Annotated in this window: 21 protein-coding genes; 7 read left to right on the top strand and 14 right to left on the bottom strand. The window is 42.2% G+C overall.

Going from position 1 to position 13,167, the window contains the following annotated elements:
- From NRF22_RS07065 to NRF22_RS07040, 6 genes are all read left to right on the top strand, one after another.
- Positions 1 to 396, top strand: coding sequence for a hypothetical protein (locus tag NRF22_RS07065; protein ID WP_263779864.1), 396 nt, complete (start codon positions 1 to 3; stop codon positions 394 to 396).
- Between the two features lie 105 nt (positions 397 to 501).
- Positions 502 to 675: a hypothetical protein gene (locus tag NRF22_RS07060; protein WP_007745487.1), complete on the top strand. Its 174-nt coding sequence runs from the start codon at positions 502 to 504 to the stop codon at positions 673 to 675.
- Positions 676 to 828: 153 nt separating this feature from the next.
- Positions 829 to 1,209, top strand: coding sequence for a hypothetical protein (locus NRF22_RS07055; RefSeq protein ID WP_263779863.1), 381 nt, complete (start codon positions 829 to 831; stop codon positions 1,207 to 1,209).
- Positions 1,210 to 1,353: 144 nt separating this feature from the next.
- The gene (locus NRF22_RS07050) at positions 1,354 to 1,557 is read left to right on the top strand and encodes a hypothetical protein (protein ID WP_263779862.1); all 204 of its coding nucleotides are present in this window, start codon (positions 1,354 to 1,356) and stop codon (positions 1,555 to 1,557) included.
- 40 nt (positions 1,558 to 1,597) lie between these two features.
- Positions 1,598 to 1,855 carry a hypothetical protein gene (locus NRF22_RS07045; RefSeq protein ID WP_263779861.1) on the top strand — a complete coding sequence of 86 codons (258 nt, stop codon included), beginning with the start codon at positions 1,598 to 1,600 and terminating at the stop codon, positions 1,853 to 1,855.
- A 51-nt stretch (positions 1,856 to 1,906) separates the two neighbouring features.
- Positions 1,907 to 2,227, top strand: coding sequence for a hypothetical protein (locus tag NRF22_RS07040; RefSeq protein ID WP_263779860.1), 321 nt, complete (start codon positions 1,907 to 1,909; stop codon positions 2,225 to 2,227).
- A 380-nt stretch (positions 2,228 to 2,607) separates the two neighbouring features.
- Here NRF22_RS07040 and NRF22_RS07035 read toward each other — a convergent pair whose 3' ends face one another.
- The 10 genes from NRF22_RS07035 to NRF22_RS06990 all read right to left on the bottom strand — a co-directional run bounded on the left by NRF22_RS07035 (position 2,608) and on the right by NRF22_RS06990 (position 9,834).
- Positions 2,608 to 2,817: a hypothetical protein gene (locus NRF22_RS07035; RefSeq protein WP_007745478.1), complete on the bottom strand. Its 210-nt coding sequence runs from the start codon at positions 2,815 to 2,817 to the stop codon at positions 2,608 to 2,610.
- 70 nt (positions 2,818 to 2,887) lie between these two features.
- Positions 2,888 to 3,277: a nuclear transport factor 2 family protein gene (locus NRF22_RS07030; protein WP_263779859.1), complete on the bottom strand. Its 390-nt coding sequence runs from the start codon at positions 3,275 to 3,277 to the stop codon at positions 2,888 to 2,890.
- Positions 3,278 to 3,384: 107 nt separating this feature from the next.
- Complete coding sequence (locus NRF22_RS07025) at positions 3,385 to 3,945, bottom strand: hypothetical protein (RefSeq protein WP_007745468.1); 561 nt, start codon at positions 3,943 to 3,945, stop codon at positions 3,385 to 3,387.
- A gap of 28 nt (positions 3,946 to 3,973) precedes the next feature.
- Positions 3,974 to 4,792 carry a phosphoribosyltransferase gene (locus NRF22_RS07020; RefSeq protein WP_263779858.1) on the bottom strand — a complete coding sequence of 273 codons (819 nt, stop codon included), beginning with the start codon at positions 4,790 to 4,792 and terminating at the stop codon, positions 3,974 to 3,976.
- Positions 4,793 to 4,871: 79 nt separating this feature from the next.
- Entirely contained in the window at positions 4,872 to 6,365 is a 1,494-nt protein-coding gene (gltX, locus tag NRF22_RS07015) for a glutamate--tRNA ligase (protein ID WP_263779857.1), read from the bottom strand.
- Between the two features lie 22 nt (positions 6,366 to 6,387).
- Complete coding sequence (gene rdgB, locus NRF22_RS07010; RefSeq protein WP_263779856.1) at positions 6,388 to 6,969, bottom strand: RdgB/HAM1 family non-canonical purine NTP pyrophosphatase; 582 nt, start codon at positions 6,967 to 6,969, stop codon at positions 6,388 to 6,390.
- A gap of 49 nt (positions 6,970 to 7,018) precedes the next feature.
- Complete coding sequence (gene pgmB / locus NRF22_RS07005; protein WP_007745458.1) at positions 7,019 to 7,690, bottom strand: beta-phosphoglucomutase; 672 nt, start codon at positions 7,688 to 7,690, stop codon at positions 7,019 to 7,021.
- Between the two features lie 26 nt (positions 7,691 to 7,716).
- Positions 7,717 to 9,123, bottom strand: coding sequence for a DNA repair protein RadA (gene radA / locus NRF22_RS07000; protein ID WP_007745457.1), 1,407 nt, complete (start codon positions 9,121 to 9,123; stop codon positions 7,717 to 7,719).
- A gap of 2 nt (positions 9,124 to 9,125) precedes the next feature.
- On the bottom strand, positions 9,126 to 9,578 hold the full coding sequence (locus tag NRF22_RS06995; protein WP_028291884.1) for a deoxyuridine 5'-triphosphate nucleotidohydrolase: 453 nt from the start codon (positions 9,576 to 9,578) through the stop codon (positions 9,126 to 9,128).
- Positions 9,579 to 9,651: 73 nt separating this feature from the next.
- Positions 9,652 to 9,834 (bottom strand): hypothetical protein, encoded by a 183-nt coding sequence (locus NRF22_RS06990; RefSeq protein ID WP_007745455.1) that lies wholly within the window; start codon positions 9,832 to 9,834, stop codon positions 9,652 to 9,654.
- A 108-nt stretch (positions 9,835 to 9,942) separates the two neighbouring features.
- On the opposite strand from NRF22_RS06990, the gene NRF22_RS06985 reads away from it, so the two are divergent.
- Positions 9,943 to 10,233 carry a GNAT family N-acetyltransferase gene (locus NRF22_RS06985; protein WP_007745454.1) on the top strand — a complete coding sequence of 97 codons (291 nt, stop codon included), beginning with the start codon at positions 9,943 to 9,945 and terminating at the stop codon, positions 10,231 to 10,233.
- Between the two features lie 5 nt (positions 10,234 to 10,238).
- Here the strand turns inward: NRF22_RS06985 and NRF22_RS06980 are convergent, their stop codons facing one another.
- The 4 genes from NRF22_RS06980 to NRF22_RS06965 form a co-directional block, all read right to left on the bottom strand.
- A complete protein-coding gene (locus NRF22_RS06980) occupies positions 10,239 to 11,273 on the bottom strand; it encodes an AI-2E family transporter (protein WP_007745453.1) in 1,035 nt (344 codons plus the stop codon).
- Positions 11,274 to 11,411: 138 nt separating this feature from the next.
- Positions 11,412 to 12,023: a DNA-3-methyladenine glycosylase I gene (locus NRF22_RS06975; protein ID WP_263779855.1), complete on the bottom strand. Its 612-nt coding sequence runs from the start codon at positions 12,021 to 12,023 to the stop codon at positions 11,412 to 11,414.
- A complete protein-coding gene (locus NRF22_RS06970) occupies positions 12,024 to 12,308 on the bottom strand; it encodes a hypothetical protein (RefSeq protein ID WP_263779854.1) in 285 nt (94 codons plus the stop codon).
- A gap of 131 nt (positions 12,309 to 12,439) precedes the next feature.
- Complete coding sequence (locus tag NRF22_RS06965; RefSeq protein WP_028291883.1) at positions 12,440 to 13,108, bottom strand: 2,3-bisphosphoglycerate-dependent phosphoglycerate mutase; 669 nt, start codon at positions 13,106 to 13,108, stop codon at positions 12,440 to 12,442.
- Positions 13,109 to 13,167 lie beyond the last annotated feature (59 nt).

Here is a 13,167-nt window from a genome sequence, read left to right as displayed (position 1 = left end):
ATGACTTTATCAAAAATAACAATGATAGGTAAATGGCTGGCTTTGAGTCTGTTTTTGCTCACCATGATCAGCGAACCGAAAATACTGAGACCAACCAATCTGGCTAGTATCGCTTTTATCCTACTAACCTTATGGGCTGTGGCACGTTTTTATTTCTTGTACAACAGTTATAACCCGTCTCGTCGCTTACTGTGGACGATCATCTCGGATGTTGTCGCTTTGATCTTATGGCCCATCTCAGTTTTACAAATCCAGCCGGTCGGCCAATTTATGACAGGGCTCTTACTCTATTTGTCTTTTTATCTATCGATCATGATCTTTATGCCCAGCCCAGCCTGGTTCAAAGCAAATTTTAAACACTGGTTTAGGAACTTGTTCTTCCTAGACCGCTACTAATATTAAGGTTTCATCTATTAAAACCCATCTAAAGATGGGTTTTTCTGTGCCAAATCAGAATTCAGAGAGGATAACAGAGGTAATTTCATTGAAGGATGATAGGATATGAAAAAAGGTTTTTGCTTTCGCACAATCTCAGTGATCATTCTGTTAGTCATCTTATGGGTTAGTAATCGTCTTAAGCTTCCCTATCATGACTTAGCCGGCTATGTATTGATCGTGCTTGGCGTGTTAGTTGGTTTTTGGGGTAGCCATCTGGATCGTCAAAATAAAAAATAAAACGCTGTTCGTAAAATAAGTGACGAACAGAGTTGCTAATTCGCTCATTTAGCTAGTTTTGCTTAAACGCATATTGAAAGTGCTAATCTGAACTTAATTCTAAGAAGGGAAAGCCTAATCAGGTCAGAGTATCGAACCTACTAAGGTGCCATCATGGAAAAGACAAGCAAATTTCAGCCAGTTCAATACGTGAAAACGGTCTGTCAAACAGCCTTGTTCGTCTGGCTGTTGATAGGCTTAACTGTCTTTTTGATTCAAGGGCAATCAACTGTTTCACTCAATTCTGCTTTTGTTAGTTTTACGATTGCTTTTCCGCTATTGTTTATGAGACTGGACCATAGTTTCCAGCGTTTAGGCAAGACAAAAGCAGGCCTGATTATTTTCTTGTGTCTCTATCTGCCTACAGAAGCCTTGGCTATTTTTCACATTGATCATTGGACTTTGACTCTTCTTAGTTATGCTGCTGTCTTAGTGATCTGGATCATACTGAATTTGATTGTGGCCTTCGTTAGAAGGGCAAAGGCGGTATCGTGATGTTAGCAAATGGCATTGACCATGGTGGAATTTATGGGTAAATATATCTACTAGTAAGATTCTTGGTTAACCTTCTCCAGATAGTCTATTCAAAAAAATTGGTCACCGATTATCATCTCTTCGCCAAAATAAGGAGGAATGCGAATGAAAAACAAAAATGCACAAGCAGCGGCTTTAGCAGCTGGAATCAGTGTCTTAATTGCTGGCTGCATCAATGAATTTTTCCTCAACACGTTTTTAAAGGGTACTTGGTTGTTCATCACACAAATCATCGTTGTCTTGATTGCGGCTTTCCTTGCGGGCTATACAGCTAAACATCTAGATAATAAAGATCACCAAGAGAAGTAATCCTTGATACAACTTGTCTAAGAAAAGAGGAAACGCAAATTTGAAAAAACTTATCAAGGCAACTTTAGGTTACGTCCTCTTTTTCCTGATTTTTGATTTAGTGATCTCTTTTGGTCTTCGCGGCATCATCGACCTTGTAGCCGGCCACGGTTATCAAGTTGCTACTTATGTCAAACGAAGTATCTTAGACATGCCCAACACTTTTATCTTCTTTTTCTTTTGGGGCTGGGTAGAATATTCTTATCGAAAACACCAGGCTAAAAAACGAGCCAATGTCAGTAACACTAATCCTAAATGAAAGCTGATAGAAGAATGATCCGGATGATCCTTTAACCATAGGAGCTGATTATTGATCAGACAAGACAAACAAATTTTACAATTGCAGATCAACAACAAAGAAACAGAGATTCAAGTGACTGGCACTCTGGCTAAAAAGCTGCGTTGTTTAATGAAAGTCAAAGCCGGCAACATTGAAAAAATCAATTATTCCCCTTCAGCCAATATCAGCTTTGATCATCAACTACGCCGAGTCCTCACCGAGGCCGGTATCCCCTTGCTGCAAGCTTATCGAGTTATTCGCCTGCTTTCCGCTGATGTCCTGCTGCAGATTCTCAGAGCATATGACATCAGCGGAAAGCCAGATGGGCTTGTTTTGACAAGAAAATATTGAACCAAGTCAGCAAGTAGCAAACAGCATAGACTTTTATAAAATTCAGTGAAAACGAAAGGAAAGTATCGTCATGACATCAAAATAAAAAAGGCCTTAGTGGCTTCTTAGCAGCGCTTTCAGCTTTAGCTCTGCTTTTAGCCCTTTCAACAAAGTCTGTTATCTACATCATTGCTTTCCTGGTTATTTGGATTATCATTGGCAGAGTTAAACGGTTCTAAAGACCAGAAAAACCTATCTAGTTCCAACTAGATAGGTTTTTCTTGCTTAAAATTAAAATATAAGTTCATATGTTCGGCAATCCGGACAAGTTTTATAACTTTTCTTTCTACTTTAAAAAGTGATTTTCCTTGGTATAGGCAACCCGTATTATCCATCATTCATCATTTAGCAGTGTTTCTGCGATAACCGAGATATCCAGCTACGCTTAATGCGTAAGCGATGATCAACACAGTTCCCACGGTAAAAGCAAAATCGATAGACATTTTAAAAACATTGAGCCTATAGATTGCCACAAAGCTTGCAAATAAAATCTGCAACAGCCACATAATCATGGCTTGGCCAAGAATTTTTTTGTAAATAATTTTTTTCATCAGTTCTTACTGCCATTCTGCTTAATTAATTGATTCAGATTTTCAACTTCTTTTTTTGCTATCGTCATCATTATCGACCATAGGAACTCTTTTTAAAGGGATAAAATACGTCATGTTTTGTCTCATATTCAATAATCTCCGAAATTTTATTTTGACTGTTAAATTTTATTTTGGACAAACCATCAAAAACATATGTTTCCTTCTCTTTTGCTCGAAAAGTCCATGTGACAAAAAAATAATGGCCATCCTCATAGACATCGTGAAGGTGCCAGTCTAACACTACTTGTTTTTTTAGCTGACTTTCGATCCATAAATGAAGTTCATCTAAATTTCTATAACATGCACCGTAACATTCACGATAATAAATATCCCAGTCAAAGAGACAGTCAATATTTAAAAAATCTCGATCAACCCACATTTGAAAATATGAACGAATTGATTGAATTGCATCTGCTGCCATATTTTGTCCTTTCCAGCGACAGTATGAACCACCAATAGCAATTTAAGAATAACAAAAAAGATACCCTTAATCGTTGTTAAAGATATCCTTTTTCAATTTCGTTCAATTTAACGGAAAATATTTTGGAAAATGCTGACGACCTTTTGAAAGTCCATGGCAGAAAACTGTGTAAAGTTTACAACTGTATACACATAAAAAGCGTTGATCAGAGAAAACACAAAAGCAATAATAGCCATCTGCCTGGGGCTCTCAAAGAGGCTCATGATCGCAAACAGTAATGATAGCAGCAAAAGCAGCACGCCAAAGAAGAATAAAGCGGCCACAAATGACCCGGTATTATCATTGCTGCTGACGCTGCCCGCGTTTAAAATTACACGGGGATTGAGCACAATCAGAATTGGCGACAGCGTAAACAGCAGACTTAGCATTGATAAGATTAAGGCATTAATGCCATTGTGCCGGTTCTTGCCACGTGCCGCTTTTTCCAAACGGCGTTTTTCTTTGCGGCTTAATTGGCTCTCATCTTCGCCAACAGCAGGCAAAGGTTGATCAGCGCCACTATCATCAAGGCTGAACTCCTGACGGTTCAAAGCTTCGCGAAACTCGCTAGGCCTGGGATCGCGACCGTTGATTTTTTTGAATTCTTCTATCCACTCGGCTTTATTCATCGCATCCTACCTAGTCAACTAGTCCGCTTTAATCGTCATAACTCAATTCATCAGTGGCATTGGCGTTATCCAAGAAATTGCCGGCAACGTTGTATACGGCCACTGTGTCAGCCAAAGAACGCGTGATAAACATATCGTTTTCGTAAACCAAATCAATTTTTTCGTCAGCCACAATCTGCTTCAATTGACGCGATGAAACAATCTCCATCTTCAATTCATCAAAATGAACACCATGACGGTTCAAAAAGCTTTCCAGCTTGTCGCAGTGCTTTTCCCGCAATCCAGAATAGATGACTTTGATCGGATAACTGGGCAAAGTGACCGGAATCCATTCGCCAGTCAAGGCATTTGTCGCAATAATTCCTTCAAAACGCATCGCGGCATCGGCTAAAGCGGCTTTTTTGTGCAGGATATTCCACTCGTAAAGTTTGGGTTCTTCTAATGTTTCCAAGTGAAGATCGACACGATGGCCGCCTTTTTCCGTCGCATAGACAGATAAAGTCGTCACTTTTTTAGCTGTCGCGTCATCTAGTTTAGCCGCGGCCTGTTCAAAGACGGTACCCTCGTCGGTCGAATCGTCAACTAACAGGATATTGCTGTAGGATTTCGGAAATTTGGCTGATTCTTCCTGCAAACGATAACCAATTTTTTCACTAGCCATATTGGCATTTAGTTCGTTAAAGCTGACAACCGGTTTATTTAAAAATAAACCAATCAAGGTGGCCGGAATCATGCCTCGTCTTGGTAAACCGACAATCAAATCAAAATTATAAGACTGCAGTCTGGCCAAATTTTCCTTAATTAAATTGTTTAAATCATCAATCGTGCGGTAAAAATACTTTGGCATAATTCCTCCTTCTTAACTATTATAAAGTAAGCCATTACGAACAGTTGCAAGATCGGATTATATTGCCTTAGAGTATGAATTAGACCAATGTTTCCTGAATGTTTTTCAAGGTCCAATCCCGGCCCATCACAGCCAGAATTTCCGGCAGATTCGGTCCTTGCACTTCGTGTGTCGTGATCAAGCGAATCGGATTCCACAAGGGACGGCCCTTAATCGCCAGGTCAGTTTGTAATTGACGAATCAGTTTCATGAGATTTTCAGCTGTGAAGTCATCAGCAGTTAATGCAGCAGCGGCTTTTGCAAAAGCGGATGTCACTTGTTTACCTGCTTCCGTATCCAGCCAGGCAGCTTTATCTTCGTCTGAAATATCGTGTAATTTGAAAAATGGATAAGTGGCCAAAGGCGCAATTTCACTCGTGGCTTTAATCCCATCAACGCCAGCAATTTCAATAATCTTGGCCAAATGATCGGCTTGTTGATCCGCTTCTTGTTGGCTGATCAATCCGGCTTTGACCAATTCAGCGATCAATTGCGGCATGACACGGTCTTTTTCAGCCCGCATCCACTGGTTATTGACCCAAGCCAGTTTTTTGGCATCAAATTTAGCATTGGCTTTTGTAAAACGTGTCTCGTCAAACATGTCCTTAAACTGTTCGCGTGTGAAGATTTCATTTTCACCAACCGGCGACCAACCTAGCAGGCCGATGAAGTTGAACATGGCTTCCGGCAGATAACCCAGTTCACGATATTGTTCAATAAACTGCAGCGTATCTTCATCACGTTTGGACAGTTTTTTACCCGTCTCGGCTTTAATAATCAGTGCCATGTGACCGAACTTAGGTGCTTGCCAGCCTAAAGCATCATAAACCATCAGCTGTTTAGGCGTATTGCTGACATGGTCATCGCCGCGCAGAACATGAGTAATTTCCATCAAATGATCATCAATCACAACGGCAAAATTATAAGTCGGCATGCCATCGGCTTTTTGAATAACCCAATCGCCGCCGATCTCTTTGGAATTGATTTTGACTTTGCCCTTAACAATGTCCTGCCACTGGTAGTCGTGATCTTCAGACACGCGAAAACGGACAACGGCTTTTAAGCCGGCGGCTTCATCTTTTACCTGAGCAGCTTTAATCTGGTCAGCGTCCATGCCTGCATATTCATAGACATAATGTGGTGCCTGATGAGCAGCGGCTTGTGCTTCTCGTTCAGCCTTTAAAGTCTCTTCAGTCTTATAGGATTTATAGGCTTTGCCTTGATCCAAAAGTTCCTGGATGTAACGGTCATAAATGCCTAATTTAGCGCGTTCGGTCTGCCGATAAGGCGCATATTCCGGATTTGGTTTGTCCGGCCCTTCGTCCCAATCAACGCCTAACCATTTCAGATTATCCAGCTGGCTTTTCTCTCCGCCGGCCACATTGCGGGCTAAGTCAGTATCCTCAATACGAATAACAAATTGCCCTTGATAATGGCGTGCAAAAAGCCAATTAAAAATCGCTGTCCGAGCATTACCAATATGTAAGTGCCCCGTCGGACTAGGAGCGTATCTAACACGAATTTTTTCAGTCATAACAATAGTATAGTTTACGCGATCAAGCTGTAATTTGCGAAATTAAATCTTTTAAGGCTCTGGCGCGATGAGAAACTGTGTTCTTTTCTGCTTTCGTGGCCTGGCCGAAAGTCTTGTGCAACTCTGTCGAGAAGAAAATCGGATCGTAACCAAAACCATCTTTGCCTTCTTCATGATCTAAGATCAGGCCTTGACTGTGACCTTGGGCAACAATTTCTTTTGCCAAGCCGATTAAAACGATCACGGTTGTAAAATGAGCTGTGCGTTTTTCTGCTGGGACGCCTTCTAATTCGGTCAGCACTTTTTGAATATTAGCTTTGTCATCGTGATCACCAGCATAACGGGCCGAGTAGATACCCGGTCGGCCATCCAAAGCATCAATGACCAAGCCCGTATCTTCAGCCATGACAAAATTATTCGGATAGGCTTGAGCTACAGCACGTGCTTTGATTTGAGCATTTTCTTTGAAACTGCGACCAGTTTCATTAATTTCAGGAACTTTGTTCAAATGGTTGAGATCAACAATTTGAAATTGATCTCCCAGCAAAGATTGAATTTCTTCTGTCTTACCAGCGTTTTTGCTTGCGAGAATTATTTTATTCATATGTTTTATGATAGTAAAAAAACGCCTGTCTTTGGCGCTTTTAATGCAATCAATTCATTTTGTCATGAATGGCTGCCAAAGTAATGTCTTGAGTTCGGTCAAAATATAAGTCCGGTTCAGCTTTTTTAGCTGCTAAACCAATGCCTAAAGCCGTTTGACCAGCCGCTTTAATCGACTGGACACCAGCGGCCGCATCCTCCAACCCAATCAGAGCCATTGGCGGAAGCGCAAGCAATTCTCCAGCCTTGATAAAAATCTCCGGATCGGGTTTGCCGGCACTAAGACTAGCTGGATCGACAATGCCTTGAAAATAATCCGTGATCTGCAGTTGTTTGAGAATAGTGACTGCATTTTTAGAAGCACTGGCAATACTCATTCGGTATCCGGCCGACCTCAATTCATTTAAAAAAGCCCCAATGCCCGGCAGCAAATCATCGGCGGTTAATTTTGTAATCAGTTGCTGATAGTAACGATTCTTTTTCTCAGCCAATGATACTTTCTCGGCCTGTGTATAGTCGTCTTCATGATGACCAGCTTTTAAGATTAAAGCCAAAGAATCCATTCTCGATAGACCCTTAAGCTGATCAGCCAAAGCTTGTGTCCAAACAGTACCAACTTCATTAGCTGTCTGGTGCCAAGCCTTCTCGTGAAAACTGGCCGTATCTGTGATGACGCCATCCAAATCAAAAGTCATTCCTTTGATATCAGAAAAAACTGCCATAAATTACCTCGCAAAGCTATTATAAATCAGTTCAAATTGTCCTGCCTCGTATAACGCTGCAAGCCCAGCCCGATTTTCAGCGCTTCTTCCAGCGTCGCGACACCAATCACTTGCAGACCCTCAGGCAGAATCGTTCCCGGAAGATTATTTTTGGAAATAATCGCACGCTTAAAACCCAGCTTGGCTGTCTCTTTGAGACGATCTTCAATCAATGAAATCGAGCGGACTTCACCACCCAAGCCGACTTCACCTAAAAAGACATCCGAAGGGCTGGTCGCTTTTTCATGATAAGAACTCGCCACGGCTAGTGCAATTGCCAAATCAGCCGCCGGTTCATCAATTTTGACGCCGCCTGTAATCCGCACGTGGGCATCTTGGTTCTGCAGCAGCAGATTAGCGTGTTTTTCCAAAACAGCCAGGATTTGAGCGACACGATTACGATCAACACCAGTCGTGACACGCTGTGCATTACCAAAGACAGTCGGCGCGACCAAAGCTTGTACTTCAACTAAAATCGGTCGCGTGCCTTCCATACTGGCCGTGATTGAGGACCCTGTCGCGCCGGCCAAGCGTTCTTCTAGAAAAATTTCTGAAGGATTAGATACTTCGCGCAGGCCGCGATCACGCATCTCAAAAATACCTAATTCGTTGGTTGACCCAAAACGATTCTTGACCGTTCTTAAAATACGGTATTTGTAATTGGCATCCCCTTCAAAATAAAGAACCGTATCCACCATATGTTCCAAAATCTTCGGCCCGGCAATTGCACCGTCTTTTGTCACATGGCCAACAATAAAAATCGTAATTCCGTTCGTCTTGGCAATCTGCATCAGATCAGCCGTCACTTCACGAACTTGGGCAACAGATCCGATTGGAGACTGCAAATCGGGTTCCTGCATTGTTTGAACAGAGTCAATCACCAAAAAATCAGGCTCCATCTGCTGAATCACAGATTCGATCTGCTGCATATCTGTCTCCGGATAGACAACAAAATCGTCAGAACCAACACCCAGCCGATCAGCTCGCAGTTTAATCTGGTTGGCCGATTCTTCACCAGAAACATAGAGAACACTGCCACCGGTCTCGGTCAGCTGGCCGGATACCTGCAGCATCAAGGTAGATTTGCCAATGCCAGGATCCCCACCGATTAGAACCAGGCTGCCCGGTACAATACCACCGCCTAGGACACGATTTAATTCCTGCATGCCGGTCTGAACACGCGGTGTTTCGTTGCCAGAAATTTCCGATATACGTTGCGGCTTGGCCACGCGGCCATCAAGACTGATTCTAGCCTTGCGGTTAACAACGGTATCCGGCACAATTTTTTCTTCGACTAACGTATTCCACTGACCACAATTCGGGCAGCGTCCTAAATAACCGGCACTCGTATATCCACAGTTAGAACAGACAAATTGTGTTTTTTGTTTTGCCAACTTTACTCCCCTGTCGAACCAAATCCGCCTTGACGGAGGCCGGCTGCACGATCATCGTCCACAGTCAAAAAGGGCATGAAGATTGCCTGCACGATCCGGTCGCCTTTTTTAATCTGAACATTTTGGCCAGAGATTGACTGTATCTGCACAAAGATCTCGCCCTCATTTTTTTCATTATTATAGTAGTCAGCATCAATCACACCGACTGAATTAGGCAGCACCAGGCCGCGCTTATACGGTCCTGAAGAACGATTGATCAAATACAGGACTTCGTTCGTCTGCATATAAGCCTTCAAACCGGTTGGAACCAATTTGATTGTGCCGTCTGCCGGGATCAGCATATCAGCAGCTGCTTGGATATCATAGCCAGCGGCATGAGCAGTGGCTCTTTTTGGTAATTGAATACCTGCCTGCTCGTATTTTGTAACAATTTCAAATCCGCGTTCTTTTGTCATATAACTCATTATACGGAATCAGCTGATTATTTAAAAAAGGCCAAAATAAAAACCGAAGCTGTCTTCGGTTAATTTACTTGCTGTTTTCTGAATACTCATCCAGCATATGATCACCACTAGGCATATGCCGCTCGTAGGTTTGTTCCATGCTCTCGATGTGTTTGTTCAAGTAGTCCATTTGCTGAGCCGTACCAGAATGAATATCCCGTAACTCCTCAGCCGTATAATGACCGCGTTTGACAAATTTCATGTTCATATTGCTCTCCCTATTGCGATAAATCTGATTGGAGATTTTTTATTTGTTCCCAAAATTAATAGCTACAACCCCATTATAAAAGCCATCGAAGCTTTGTAAAATAGACTTATGACAGAAAATGCAATTAAGCAGGAACATGGCCGCTATTTCATTGAAAATTCGGATGGCAAAACAATAGCCGAGCTGTTATACAGCGAAATCGCTGGAAAGAATGCGATCAGTATCGACAGTATTCGAGTAGATCCCGACTATCGCGGGCACGGCTTAGCGAGCAGAATACTCAAACAGGCAGTAAGCGATGCTGCTGCTGCAGGAAAACGCGTCAAGCCTGTTTGTCCCTATGCTAAAGCAGCATTTTTAAAAAATCCCGAATACGCCAAACTTACTTTTAAAGCATAAAATACTCAACCATTATTTTTCGGCTTGCGGCTTTTTTCAGAGCTGTGAATACCAAAAATATCCAAGAAAAAGGAGACAATCGGTAATCCCACAATCAGTCCCCAATCACCAATTAGCTTGCTCATCACGATTAAGGTAATAAAAGCAATGAAGACAGGTAAATCCGTCCGGTCGGCCATAAGGCGTGGATGCAGAAAATATGATTCGAACATGTGAATCACGATAACCAGCACAATCACTTCGGCAACACGAATAAGGCCGCCAGAAGCAAAAGCAATCACTGTCAGTGGAATGACAGAAATTAAAACGCCTGCAACGGGTATCAGGCCAAGAAGAAAGACGATAATTGCCAGCAGGAGCAAGTCAGGCATTCTCAAAAAGAAAAGACCGATAGTCATTAAAAAAGTATTAATCGTACAGATCAGCAGCTGCGTTTCGATAATTTTGCCTAAGATCAACACAAATTTGCGTGCCAGAAAATGCACATTTCCGAAAAATTCGTGATAAGGCGATTTCAAAAATTCTTTGCCGAATGAAAGAATCCGTGGGCGGGAAATGCTGTAAACAAAGCTAAGAAAAACAGCCAGCACAAAATGTGTCAATCCGCGGCCGACATGGCCGGCTTCACGAAAACCCGTTACCACGACGTTCCGGCTATTGGACACCATCTCGCTACTATGAATGAAGCGATTCACTAATCGGTTAATACTGCGATTTAAAAGCGGGTGGTTAATGATCGCTTTGGAAACCATTTGTGGAATGACCTTAAGCTGGTCGACTAGCAAAGGCGCAGCGTAAGAAATAGCTGCCGCCAATAATCCCAAGATCAATATGTACAAGGACACCACGGCAAGCAGATAAGGAACTTGAAAGCGTTTTTTAAAATACAAGCTGGATTTAATGGCTAAATAAGCGAAAATTGTTGTCAATAGAACAATCCCCATGAAAGCACGTAAAAAGTAAATCACAAGAATTAAAAGTGCTAGTGTCAGATAGAGCTTGACATTCTTCCGTTTTAAAAATTGGATAAAATCATCCATATATATGACCTGCTTTCATATTTTTTGTCACTTGACGGTCCAAAGGACGAAAGGGCTGTTACGGACAATTAGAACAAAAATTCACTGCAGCAAACGGATATTTGACAATATTTTAATTTTTGAATAGAAAAATGATAATTAGTCTAATTGCCGATTTGGGTTGAAAGCACAAACAGCTTCATGATCATTGATAACGCCGGCGCCTTGCAGATAAGAGTATATTGTCACCGGGCCGGTAAACTTGAAGGCATCTTTTTTCATCTGTTTGGCTACCAACTGCGATAAATCATTTTGTGCCGGAATCTGGACAGGATCGGTAATGTGGTGGTCAATTATCTGACCATCGGTAAAATGCCAAAGATAGTTATCAAAAGAGCCATACTGCTTCTGCGTGTTTAAAACGGCACGCGCATTGTTAATTGTCGCCTGTAGTTTTAGGCGGTTGCGAATCAGGCCGCTATCAGCCATCAAAGAATCGATTGAGGTTAATTCGGCGACCTTTTGAATATCAAAATTAAAAAAAGCACGTTGAAATGCAGCGCGTTTTTTCAAAACAATTTCCCAGCTCAAACCAGCCTGATAAGTCTCCAAACAAAGCAGCTCGAATAAATAACGGTCATTATGGCTAGGACGGCCCCACTCATTATCATGATAAGCAGTCATATCGTCCCAAACTTTATAGTTTGTCAGCCATTGACAACGCCGTTTGCCATCATCGGCTTTTAAAGATTGTGTCGATAAAACCGTCACTTATTCAGCCTCAGCCTCAGCCTGGCCATCACTAAGCGGAATATCAAGATCAGCCGTCTGAGTACCGCCTGCAAATTCAAAGGAACCCGATGCGTGGTAATTATCGCCGCTTTTAGATCCTGTGAAATACAATTGGACATCCGTCACATCGGCGTCGTAAGATTCGGCTGCAGAAATAAATTCACCATTGATGGCCGAAATCCAGACAGGCAGATTCAGATTTTTATAAGAAAAATGCAAGGCCGTCGACAGCAGCGCTTTCTTCATTAATGTTTGATCATCCATAATTACCTCCTCAATTCATTTTATACTGCCTAGTATTGCATGAAAATAAATTAAAATATAGGGACTTGAACTTTAATCAATCGAAAGCTGTATCTGCAAAACAATGTCTGTGGGCATTTTCGGTACTAATTTTACAGATTGGTCTTAGAGAGAATGTGCAATTGATTATCAAAATCATAGACAATCGGCTCACCGTTTCCAACTTCGACATTCATAAAATCCGCATCATTAACCCGATCCAAGAATTTTAAAAGAACGCGAATGGAAGAGCCGTGAGCGACCAGCAAAACATTTTTCGATGCCCTTAAGTTTGCCGCGATTTGGTCCTCCCAAAAAGGTTTGACACGTTGCCAAGACATCTCAGCTGATTCGCCCAAAGGTTCGATCACGGCCGATGCCCGATAACGGCGGTCCTGATCAGGATGCTGTAAAAGCGGCGGCATCAAGGTATAGCTGCGGCGCCATTCACGAACCTGCTGGTCGCCATATTTTTTGGCAGTCTTAGCCTTGTTTAAGCCTTTCAAAGCGCCATAATGGCGTTCATTTAAACGCCAGCTTTTTATAATCGGCAGCCAAGGCTGATGAATTTCGTCCATCACAATGTAGCTGGTAACGATTGCGCGCTGCAGGACTGAAGTGAGGACGATATCAAATTGAGTGTCCGATTCTGCTAACTCACGCCCGGCAATATGCGCTTGGGCAATGCCTTTATCAGTCAAAGGTGCATCCGACCAACCCGTAAAGACATTATCACGATTAGCGGTTGATTGGCCATGACGAATTAAAACAAGTTTACTCATAGTTAAATAGTAACGAAAATTCATCTGGATTGTGCAGTATCAAACGTGAAGCTGGTTGG

The sequence above is a fragment of the Oenococcus kitaharae genome, from assembly GCF_025758695.1.
GTDB lineage: Bacteria > Bacillota > Bacilli > Lactobacillales > Lactobacillaceae > Oenococcus > Oenococcus kitaharae_A.
Note: the sequence above shows the minus strand (reverse complement) of the source record. Positions and strands in the feature narration are given on the sequence as shown.

Excerpts from the sequence above, each read along its gene's own strand:
- NRF22_RS07065 (WP_263779864.1), top strand. The coding sequence starts at position 1 with ATGACTTTATCAAAAATAACAATGATAGGTAAATGGCTGGCTTTGAGT.
- NRF22_RS07060 (WP_007745487.1), top strand. The coding sequence starts at position 502 with ATGAAAAAAGGTTTTTGCTTTCGCACAATCTCAGTGATCATTCTGTTA.
- NRF22_RS07055 (WP_263779863.1), top strand. The coding sequence starts at position 829 with ATGGAAAAGACAAGCAAATTTCAGCCAGTTCAATACGTGAAAACGGTC.
- NRF22_RS07050 (WP_263779862.1), top strand. The coding sequence starts at position 1,354 with ATGAAAAACAAAAATGCACAAGCAGCGGCTTTAGCAGCTGGAATCAGT.
- NRF22_RS07035 (WP_007745478.1), bottom strand. The coding sequence starts at position 2,817 with ATGAAAAAAATTATTTACAAAAAAATTCTTGGCCAAGCCATGATTATG.
- NRF22_RS07030 (WP_263779859.1), bottom strand. The coding sequence starts at position 3,277 with ATGGCAGCAGATGCAATTCAATCAATTCGTTCATATTTTCAAATGTGG.
- NRF22_RS07025 (WP_007745468.1), bottom strand. The coding sequence starts at position 3,945 with ATGAATAAAGCCGAGTGGATAGAAGAATTCAAAAAAATCAACGGTCGC.
- NRF22_RS07020 (WP_263779858.1), bottom strand. The coding sequence starts at position 4,792 with ATGCCAAAGTATTTTTACCGCACGATTGATGATTTAAACAATTTAATT.
- gltX (WP_263779857.1), bottom strand. The coding sequence starts at position 6,365 with ATGACTGAAAAAATTCGTGTTAGATACGCTCCTAGTCCGACGGGGCAC.
- rdgB (WP_263779856.1), bottom strand. The coding sequence starts at position 6,969 with ATGAATAAAATAATTCTCGCAAGCAAAAACGCTGGTAAGACAGAAGAA.
- pgmB (WP_007745458.1), bottom strand. The coding sequence starts at position 7,690 with ATGGCAGTTTTTTCTGATATCAAAGGAATGACTTTTGATTTGGATGGC.
- NRF22_RS06995 (WP_028291884.1), bottom strand. The coding sequence starts at position 9,578 with ATGACAAAAGAACGCGGATTTGAAATTGTTACAAAATACGAGCAGGCA.
- NRF22_RS06990 (WP_007745455.1), bottom strand. The coding sequence starts at position 9,834 with ATGAACATGAAATTTGTCAAACGCGGTCATTATACGGCTGAGGAGTTA.
- NRF22_RS06985 (WP_007745454.1), top strand. The coding sequence starts at position 9,943 with ATGACAGAAAATGCAATTAAGCAGGAACATGGCCGCTATTTCATTGAA.
- NRF22_RS06980 (WP_007745453.1), bottom strand. The coding sequence starts at position 11,273 with ATGGATGATTTTATCCAATTTTTAAAACGGAAGAATGTCAAGCTCTAT.
- NRF22_RS06970 (WP_263779854.1), bottom strand. The coding sequence starts at position 12,308 with ATGGATGATCAAACATTAATGAAGAAAGCGCTGCTGTCGACGGCCTTG.
- NRF22_RS06965 (WP_028291883.1), bottom strand. The coding sequence starts at position 13,108 with ATGAGTAAACTTGTTTTAATTCGTCATGGCCAATCAACCGCTAATCGT.